Origin of the sequence: Bacillus kalamii (genome assembly GCF_047238185.1) — a bacterium.
Classification (GTDB): Bacteria; Bacillota; Bacilli; order Bacillales; family DSM-1321; genus Bacillus_AD.
Window position 1 is genome coordinate 964,980 of record NZ_JBDFMI010000006.1, and the last position, 9,758, is coordinate 974,737.

Genomic DNA, 9,758 nt, shown 5'->3' on the forward strand with positions numbered 1-9,758 from the left:
GTTCCTTTAGTAAACGTTCCGCCAATATGAAAGGGGTAATGAAAGTATGATGAATATGCCTTTGACAGTCGGTTCACTTTTAGAAAGAGCAGAAAGGTTCTATAGCAAGAAACAGGTTATTTCCAGGACGCATGCAGGCATTCAACGATTTACCTATAAAGAAACGGGGGAGCGGACAAGAAAGCTGGCGCATGCTTTAGAAAAGCTCGGCGTTGCAAAAGGAGACCGTGTCGGGACGCTTGCTTGGAATCACCATCGCCATTTGGAGGCCTATTTTGCTGCTCCGGGTATTGGCGCTGTCCTCCATACCATCAATATCAGGCTCGCGCCAGAGCAAATTTCTTTTATCATCAACCATGCTGAAGATCGTATCCTCTTAATAGATATTGATTTAGTGCCTCTAGTCGAAAAACTTCAATCTGGCCTGCCAAAGGTCAAAGCGTTTATCATTATGAATGATGGTACATCCCTGCCAGAAACAACGTTATCGCCTGCTTATTCATATGAAGCATTATTGGAGGAAAGTAATCCTGCACATCCCTTCAGAAAGGATTTGGATGAAAATGACCCGGCCGGTTTGTGCTATACGTCGGCCACAACTGGAAATCCTAAGGGTGTAGTCTACTCCCATAGGGGAATAGTCCTCCATTCGTTTGCCCTTGGGCTTGCTGATACAACGGCTATTTCTGAGAAAGATGTTGCTATGCCGGTTGTACCGATGTTTCATGTGAATGCATGGGGAATGCCGTTTGCCTCGGCGTGGTTTGGCACTACACAAGTACTACCTGGACCGCAATTCACCCCAAAAGTGCTTGCCGAGTTAATTGAAAGTGAAAAAGTGACCATTACGGCAGGGGTTCCGACCATTTGGCTAGGGCTTCTGAATGAGTTGGAAAAAGGATCGTATGATCTATCTTCGTTAAGGAGCATCCTATGTGGAGGGTCAGCAGCGCCGAAAGGGATGATCGCAGCTTTTGAAAAGAAGTACAATATCCCTTTTGCTCATGCTTATGGCATGACGGAAACAACGCCGCTCGCCATGATTTCTACTATTAAAAGCTATCAGGAAGAGTCGGTTGATGAGGCGGAAAGGCTGGAGCTTAAAAGTAAGCAGGGTTTATTGGTCCCGGGGCTTGAAATGAAAGTGATTGGTGCAGAGGGGGAAGTCGAATGGAACGGCAAGGAAATGGGAGAATTGCTGATAAGGGGTCCATGGATAGCGGATGAGTATTATAAAGATGAGCGAACGGCAGATTCTTTTAAAGATGGCTGGTTATGTACAGGTGACGTAGTAACAGTAGATCAAGAAGGAAACGTTAAAATTGTCGACCGTACCAAAGATTTGATCAAGAGTGGCGGAGAATGGATTTCATCTGTTGATCTAGAAAATGCCATTATGTCGCATGAAGCCGTGTTTGAAGCATGTGTAGTAGCGGTGCCAGATCCAAGATGGCAAGAACGGCCGATTGCTTGTGTTGTGGTAAAGGATGCATATAAAGACAAGGTGGCGAAGGAGGATATTATAGAGCATCTGTCTTCTTTGGTGGCGAAATGGACGCTGCCTGATGAAGTGTTGTTTATGGAAGAGATCCCTAAAACATCTGTAGGGAAATTTCTGAAGGCAAAACTAAGGGATCAGGTGAAAGGGCTTGTGGCAGATAAAGCTTAATTTAATTTCTGAATACTCTTTTATTATTATATATGGTTGACCTGCCGGGGTGTATGGTGGTATTATCAATCTTGCACCTCGGAAAAACACATTTTGAAGATAAACGTCTGAAAAGAAAACTTTAAAAAAGTGTTGACATAAAAGGTTGCTAGATGATATATTAATAGAGTTGCTGCTAAGCGACGAAAAAACTTTTTAAAAAAGTTGTTGACATAAACTTCACATCATGTTATGATATAAAAGTTGTGTCAAACAACAACATGTTCTTTGAAAACTAAACAAGACAACACGTCAACGTTAATTCTAAACGAAGTTCCAACAGAGTTGGAACAAACAAGTTTTATTTTATGAGCAAGTCAAACACTTATTGGAGAGTTTGATCCTGGCTCAGGACGAACGCTGGCGGCGTGCCTAATACATGCAAGTCGAGCGGACAGAAGGGAGCTTGCTCCCGGAAGTCAGCGGCGGACGGGTGAGTAACACGTGGGCAACCTGCCTATAAGACTGGGATAACTCCGGGAAACCGGGGCTAATACCGGATAGTTTCTTCCTCCACATGGAGGAAGAGGGAAAGATGGTTTCGGCTATCACTTATAGATGGGCCCGCGGTGCATTAGCTAGTTGGTAAGGTAACGGCTTACCAAGGCAACGATGCATAGCCGACCTGAGAGGGTGATCGGCCACACTGGGACTGAGACACGGCCCAGACTCCTACGGGAGGCAGCAGTAGGGAATCTTCCGCAATGGACGAAAGTCTGACGGAGCAACGCCGCGTGAACGAAGAAGGCCTTCGGGTCGTAAAGTTCTGTTGTTAGGGAAGAACAAGTACCAGAGTAACTGCTGGTACCTTGACGGTACCTAACCAGAAAGCCACGGCTAACTACGTGCCAGCAGCCGCGGTAATACGTAGGTGGCAAGCGTTGTCCGGAATTATTGGGCGTAAAGCGCGCGCAGGCGGTCCTTTAAGTCTGATGTGAAAGCCCACGGCTCAACCGTGGAGGGTCATTGGAAACTGGGGGACTTGAGTACAGAAGAGGAAAGCGGAATTCCAAGTGTAGCGGTGAAATGCGTAGATATTTGGAGGAACACCAGTGGCGAAGGCGGCTTTCTGGTCTGTAACTGACGCTGAGGCGCGAAAGCGTGGGGAGCAAACAGGATTAGATACCCTGGTAGTCCACGCCGTAAACGATGAGTGCTAAGTGTTAGAGGGTTTCCGCCCTTTAGTGCTGCAGCAAACGCATTAAGCACTCCGCCTGGGGAGTACGGTCGCAAGACTGAAACTCAAAGGAATTGACGGGGGCCCGCACAAGCGGTGGAGCATGTGGTTTAATTCGAAGCAACGCGAAGAACCTTACCAGGTCTTGACATCCTCTGACACTCCTAGAGATAGGACGTTCCCCTTCGGGGGACAGAGTGACAGGTGGTGCATGGTTGTCGTCAGCTCGTGTCGTGAGATGTTGGGTTAAGTCCCGCAACGAGCGCAACCCTTGATCTTAGTTGCCAGCATTCAGTTGGGCACTCTAAGGTGACTGCCGGTGACAAACCGGAGGAAGGTGGGGATGACGTCAAATCATCATGCCCCTTATGACCTGGGCTACACACGTGCTACAATGGATGGTACAAAGGGCAGCGAAACCGCGAGGTTTAGCCAATCCCATAAAGCCATTCTCAGTTCGGATTGCAGGCTGCAACTCGCCTGCATGAAGCCGGAATCGCTAGTAATCGCGGATCAGCATGCCGCGGTGAATACGTTCCCGGGCCTTGTACACACCGCCCGTCACACCACGAGAGTTTGTAACACCCGAAGTCGGTGGGGTAACCTTTATGGAGCCAGCCGCCTAAGGTGGGACAGATGATTGGGGTGAAGTCGTAACAAGGTAGCCGTATCGGAAGGTGCGGCTGGATCACCTCCTTTCTAAGGAAATTAGAAGAATGTTACGTGACTGTCTTGTTTAGTTTTGAGAGAGCATCATCTTTCTCAAAACTCAGTTGGATCAGCTTAGGCTGGCCGACAACATTGTTCCTTGAAAACTAGATAACAGTAAAGTAAACAAACACACCAAGTAACACCATCATTTCTTGCGAAATGATTTGAAGTACGCTTTGTACAACAAAGCGCCACTGACCATAATGGTTAAGTTAGAAAGGGCGCACGGTGGATGCCTTGGCACTAGGAGCCGATGAAGGACGGGACTAACACCGATATGCTTTGGGGAGCTGTAAGTAAGCTTTGATCCAGAGATTTCCGAATGGGGAAACCCACTGTTCGTAATGGAACAGTATCCTTACCTGAATACATAGGGTATGGAAGGCAGACCCGGGGAACTGAAACATCTAAGTACCCGGAGGAAGAGAAAGCAAACGCGATTTCCTGAGTAGCGGCGAGCGAAACGGAAGATAGCCCAAACCGAAAGGCTTGCCTTTCGGGGTTGTAGGACACTCTATATGGAGTTACAAAGGAACGGGGTAGATGAAGAGGCATGGAAAGGCCTGTCAAAGAAGGTAACAACCCTGTAGTCGAAACTTCGTTCCCTCTTGAGTGGATCCTGAGTACGGCGGGACACGAGGAATCCCGTCGGAAGCAGGGAGGACCATCTCCCAAGGCTAAATACTACCTAGTGACCGATAGTGAACCAGTACCGTGAGGGAAAGGTGAAAAGCACCCCGGGAGGGGAGTGAAATAGACCCTGAAACCGTGTGCCTACAAGTAGTCAGAGCTCATTCATGAGTGATGGCGTGCCTTTTGTAGAATGAACCGGCGAGTTACGATTACATGCAAGGTTAAGTTGAAGAGACGGAGCCGCAGCGAAAGCGAGTCTGAATAGGGCGAATGAGTATGTGGTCGTAGACCCGAAACCAGGTGATCTACCCATGTCCAGGGTGAAGTTCAGGTAACACTGAATGGAGGCCCGAACCCACGCACGTTGAAAAGTGCGGGGATGAGGTGTGGGTAGCGGAGAAATTCCAATCGAACCTGGAGATAGCTGGTTCTCTCCGAAATAGCTTTAGGGCTAGCCTCGATTGTTAGAGTCTTGGAGGTAGAGCACTGATTGGACTAGGGGCCCTCATCGGGTTACCGAATTCAGTCAAACTCCGAATGCCAAAGACTTATCATCGGGAGTCAGACTGCGAGTGATAAGATCCGTAGTCAAGAGGGAAACAGCCCAGACCACCAGCTAAGGTCCCAAAGTATACGTTAAGTGGAAAAGGATGTGGAGTTGCTTAGACAACCAGGATGTTGGCTTAGAAGCAGCCACCATTTAAAGAGTGCGTAATAGCTCACTGGTCGAGTGACTCTGCGCCGAAAATGTACCGGGGCTAAACGTATCACCGAAGCTGTGGATGCATACCGTATGGTATGCGTGGTAGGAGAGCGTTCTAAGTGCTGTGAAGTCAGACCGGAAGGACTGGTGGAGCGCTTAGAAGTGAGAATGCCGGTATGAGTAGCGAAAGAAGGGTGAGAATCCCTTCCACCGAATGCCTAAGGTTTCCTGAGGAAGGCTCGTCCGCTCAGGGTTAGTCGGGACCTAAGCCGAGGCCGAAAGGCGTAGGCGATGGACAACAGGTTGATATTCCTGTACCACCTCTTTATCGTTTGAGCAATGGAGGGACGCAGTAAGATAGAGTAAGCGCACTGTTGGATATGTGCGTCTAAGCAGTTAGGCTGGCAATGAGGCAAATCCCATTGCCGTGAAGGCGGAGCTGTGATAGCGAGGGAAATTTAGTACCGAAGTTCTTGATTCTACACTGCCAAGAAAAGCTTCTAGCGAGATAAAAGGTGCCCGTACCGCAAACCGACACAGGTAGGCGAGGAGAGAATCCTAAGGTGTGCGAGAGAACTCTCGTTAAGGAACTCGGCAAAATGACCCCGTAACTTCGGGAGAAGGGGTGCTCTGGTAGGGTGCAAGCCCGAGAGAGCCGCAGTGAATAGGCCCAGGCGACTGTTTAGCAAAAACACAGGTCTCTGCGAAGCCGCAAGGCGAAGTATAGGGGCTGACGCCTGCCCGGTGCTGGAAGGTTAAGAGGAGAGGTTAGCGCAAGCGAAGCTTTGAATCGAAGCCCCAGTAAACGGCGGCCGTAACTATAACGGTCCTAAGGTAGCGAAATTCCTTGTCGGGTAAGTTCCGACCCGCACGAAAGGCGTAACGATCTGGGCACTGTCTCAACGAGAGACTCGGTGAAATTATAGTACCTGTGAAGATGCAGGTTACCCGCGACAGGACGGAAAGACCCCGTGGAGCTTTACTGCAGCCTGATATTGAATTTTGGTACAGCTTGTACAGGATAGGTAGGAGCCTTTGAAGCCGGAGCGCTAGCTTCGGTGGAGGCGTCGGTGGGATACTACCCTGGTTGTATTGAAATTCTAACCCGCACCCCTTATCGGGGTGGGAGACAGTGTCAGGCGGGCAGTTTGACTGGGGCGGTCGCCTCCTAAAATGTAACGGAGGCGCCCAAAGGTTCCCTCAGAATGGTTGGAAATCATTCGTAGAGTGCAAAGGCATAAGGGAGCTTGACTGCGAGACCTACAAGTCGAGCAGGGACGAAAGTCGGGCTTAGTGATCCGGTGGTTCCGCATGGAAGGGCCATCGCTCAACGGATAAAAGCTACCCCGGGGATAACAGGCTTATCTCCCCCAAGAGTCCACATCGACGGGGAGGTTTGGCACCTCGATGTCGGCTCATCGCATCCTGGGGCTGTAGTCGGTCCCAAGGGTTGGGCTGTTCGCCCATTAAAGCGGTACGCGAGCTGGGTTCAGAACGTCGTGAGACAGTTCGGTCCCTATCCGTCGCGGGCGTAGGAAATTTGAGAGGAGCTGTCCTTAGTACGAGAGGACCGGGATGGACGCACCTCTGGTGTACCAGTTGTCTTGCCAAAGGCATCGCTGGGTAGCTATGTGCGGACGGGATAAGTGCTGAAAGCATCTAAGCATGAAGCCCCCCTCAAGATGAGATTTCCCATAGCGTCAAGCTAGTAAGACCCCTGAGAGATGATCAGGTTGATAGGTTCGAGATGGAAGTGTGGCGACACATGGAGTTGACGGATACTAATCGGTCGAGGACTTAACCAAATTGTTGTTTGATTTACTTTTGACTCTGTTATCTAGTTTTGAAGGAATAACATTCCTTTATATGTCTGGTAATGATGGCGAAGAGGCCACACCCGTTCCCATTCCGAACACGGAAGTTAAGCTCTTCAGCGCCGATGGTAGTTGGGGGGTTCCCCCTGTGAGAGTAGGACGTTGCCAGGCAACACAAAGATCAGCGATTGCGCTGGTCTTTTTTGTTATTTAAAAACTAATAGAAGGAAAGTCTTGATTGTATACTTAGAATAAAAAGATGGGTTGATGGTCAATTTTTATAATAAGAATGTTAACATAGTAGCCTTAAGCCAGTAGAAATCGCAGGATAATAATTATTGAAGAGCAATTATTGTTAAAGAATAGGTTAGCTACATAATATCAGGATAAGAAGTTAGTAATAAAGGAACAGTAGAAAAAAACATTCCGATTAAATTAAGTAGATGTTTACTGCACTACAAAAATCAACAAATTTCTTTATTAATCGACCAGAAGAATATAATTTTCTTTTTTGAACAAAAATAGATTGAATTTAAGGATTTTATAAGAAATATGATGTAAGCTTGGTAGTGAAAAAGGTTTTTATACATATTAGGTATTTAATACAGGACTTAAATTCCTATATAAAGAAAATATGTACAAAAATATCTGACCTTTGAATGGTTTTTTCTGATTTACAAAGAATTTCAATCGAAATTTGTCGAGAACCATGTATAATGTAACAATGTAAGATTATTTGTTTAAATAAGGGAGGAAAAGCATGATGGAATGGGCTTTAGCCATTTTATTTGGTGCAGCGATTGTGTTGCTCATTTTATCTTTTTCAATATCTAATAAAAAGTCAAAAGAACAAGAAGAAGAGAATAATGCTTATTATGCAACCATTATGAAAGAACTAAAAGATTTACAGGATAAGACTAGAGATATTGAATTGGATATAGAAATCATTGCTCAAGAGGCCGGGATGAAGCTGTCTCCGGAGGAACGGGTTAAATTAAGAGAAGCAGTAGATATGCATAGACGCAAATATTCGACTGAATCAATTGCCAAGAAGATAGAATTGAGTGAAAGCGAAGTCAAAAGAATGCTTGCTCCGTACGTGAAACCGAAAGTTGTAAGGGGAGAGGTTACCAATGACAGCTAAATCAATCCGTTTCTTCGCTCTTGGTATTCTGGTAGCTGCGGGTATTTGCGGTATTGTTTATTTACTTGGATCTGATTCAGGTTCAGCAAAAAGCCAGCCAAAGGTAAAAGCTCCTTCGGTTGAAAAAATGAAAGAAAACCTTAATGAGGAAGGCTATTTAGTGTTTACTGAAGATGAACTTCAAAATAAGCTGGCTACTGCTAAGTCTGAGGCTAAAGCCGAAGCAGAAAAAGCAAACAGCAAACAGCCTGATAGCAATAAAGCGGATGGATCTGAAAAAGTAGTTTACCGAACTATTTTGACAGTTACTTCTGGAATGACCAGCATTGATGTTGGTGAAGCTCTGGCGAAAGCCCACATAATTAGCAATGGTAAAACTTTTTCAGATGCTGTCGAACGTAAAAGGTTATCCAAGAGTTTACGTCCAGGAACATTTGAAATTAGAAGCGATATGACTATTGAACAGATAGTAGGTTTGATTTTCAGAGGAAATTAAAAAAAGCAGCCTTTTACAAGGCTGCTTTTTTTGTGAAAAGAAAATCTTCGGAATAGCTTCCTATTTTTTTATTAATGAAAATGTGAAAGATCCTTGTATAGAATTGCATATAATCAAATGATTTTAAATGAAAACTACGGGGGGCAGCGTATCTTTTGTTTCTTTTTCTCAACACGATTTAAATAATAGGAAGGTTAGGAAGGTAAGGAGGGTTAATTAAAAAATTCGATTTCTGAGGTCTAACGAGAAGGAAAACACTTTGTTGTTGGCTTATATATGCTGGCTGGGAATTATAAATTGGCAACTCCTTTAATATAAATCAAATAAATTGGTGATAAACTAATATTTTTATTGACTTTATGTTATTTAAGGTGATATTATTATAAATGTTCTTTAGAAGAAATGGCAGTTTAAAAGATTTGAACCAACAACTTTTAAAAAAAGTTATTGACTCTAGAGAATAAAAATGATATATTAATAAAGTTGCTGCTAAGCAACAAAGAAACTTTTCAAAAAAGTTGTTGACATAGACTTCACATCATGTTATGATATAAAAGTTGCGTCAAACAACAACATGTTCTTTGAAAACTAAACAAGACAACACGTCAACGTTAATTCTAAACGAAGTTCCAACAGAGTTGGAACAAACAAGTTTTATTTTATGAGCAAGTCAAACACTTATTGGAGAGTTTGATCCTGGCTCAGGACGAACGCTGGCGGCGTGCCTAATACATGCAAGTCGAGCGGACAGAAGGGAGCTTGCTCCCGGAAGTCAGCGGCGGACGGGTGAGTAACACGTGGGCAACCTGCCTATAAGACTGGGATAACTCCGGGAAACCGGGGCTAATACCGGATAGTTTCTTCCTTCACATGAGGGAAGAGGGAAAGATGGTTTCGGCTATCACTTATAGATGGGCCCGCGGTGCATTAGCTAGTTGGTAAGGTAACGGCTTACCAAGGCAACGATGCATAGCCGACCTGAGAGGGTGATCGGCCACACTGGGACTGAGACACGGCCCAGACTCCTACGGGAGGCAGCAGTAGGGAATCTTCCGCAATGGACGAAAGTCTGACGGAGCAACGCCGCGTGAACGAAGAAGGCCTTCGGGTCGTAAAGTTCTGTTGTTAGGGAAGAACAAGTACCAGAGTAACTGCTGGTACCTTGACGGTACCTAACCAGAAAGCCACGGCTAACTACGTGCCAGCAGCCGCGGTAATACGTAGGTGGCAAGCGTTGTCCGGAATTATTGGGCGTAAAGCGCGCGCAGGCGGTCCTTTAAGTCTGATGTGAAAGCCCACGGCTCAACCGTGGAGGGTCATTGGAAACTGGGGGACTTGAGTACAGAAGAGGAAAGCGGAATTCCAAGTGTAG

General features: G+C 46.0%; 3 protein-coding genes and 4 rRNA genes (1 of these 7 only partly in view). All 7 read left to right on the plus strand.

All coding sequences use genetic code 11. The features are described from left to right. Positions 1 to 46: 46 nt before the first annotated feature. Positions 47 to 1,669, plus strand: coding sequence for a long-chain fatty acid--CoA ligase (locus ABC357_RS22645; protein WP_412889771.1), 1,623 nt, complete (start codon positions 47 to 49; stop codon positions 1,667 to 1,669). 364 nt (positions 1,670 to 2,033) lie between these two features. Beyond that, positions 2,034 to 3,584: ribosomal RNA gene (locus ABC357_RS22650) — 16S ribosomal RNA — on the plus strand. A 217-nt stretch (positions 3,585 to 3,801) separates the two neighbouring features. Next, positions 3,802 to 6,737, plus strand: a 23S ribosomal RNA gene (locus ABC357_RS22655). 64 nt (positions 6,738 to 6,801) lie between these two features. Beyond that, a 5S ribosomal RNA gene (gene rrf, locus ABC357_RS22660) occupies positions 6,802 to 6,917 on the plus strand. The 16S, 23S and 5S rRNA genes sit together here, the layout of an rRNA operon. A 589-nt stretch (positions 6,918 to 7,506) precedes the next feature. Continuing rightward, entirely contained in the window at positions 7,507 to 7,890 is a 384-nt protein-coding gene (locus ABC357_RS22665; protein WP_412889772.1) for a hypothetical protein, read from the plus strand. Then, a complete protein-coding gene (locus ABC357_RS22670) occupies positions 7,880 to 8,386 on the plus strand; it encodes an MltG/YceG/YrrL family protein (protein WP_412889773.1) in 507 nt (168 codons plus the stop codon). Before ABC357_RS22665 ends, ABC357_RS22670 begins: the two co-directional genes overlap by 11 nt. A gap of 678 nt (positions 8,387 to 9,064) precedes the next feature. Further along, a 16S ribosomal RNA gene (locus tag ABC357_RS22675) occupies positions 9,065 to 9,758 on the plus strand; it runs 857 nt beyond the window's last position.

Coding starts and splice junctions, on each gene's coding strand:
- ABC357_RS22670 (WP_412889773.1), top strand. CDS start 7,880: ATGACAGCTAAATCAATCCGTTTCTTCGCTCTTGGTATTCTGGTAGCT.
- ABC357_RS22665 (WP_412889772.1), top strand. CDS start 7,507: ATGATGGAATGGGCTTTAGCCATTTTATTTGGTGCAGCGATTGTGTTG.
- ABC357_RS22645 (WP_412889771.1), top strand. CDS start 47: ATGATGAATATGCCTTTGACAGTCGGTTCACTTTTAGAAAGAGCAGAA.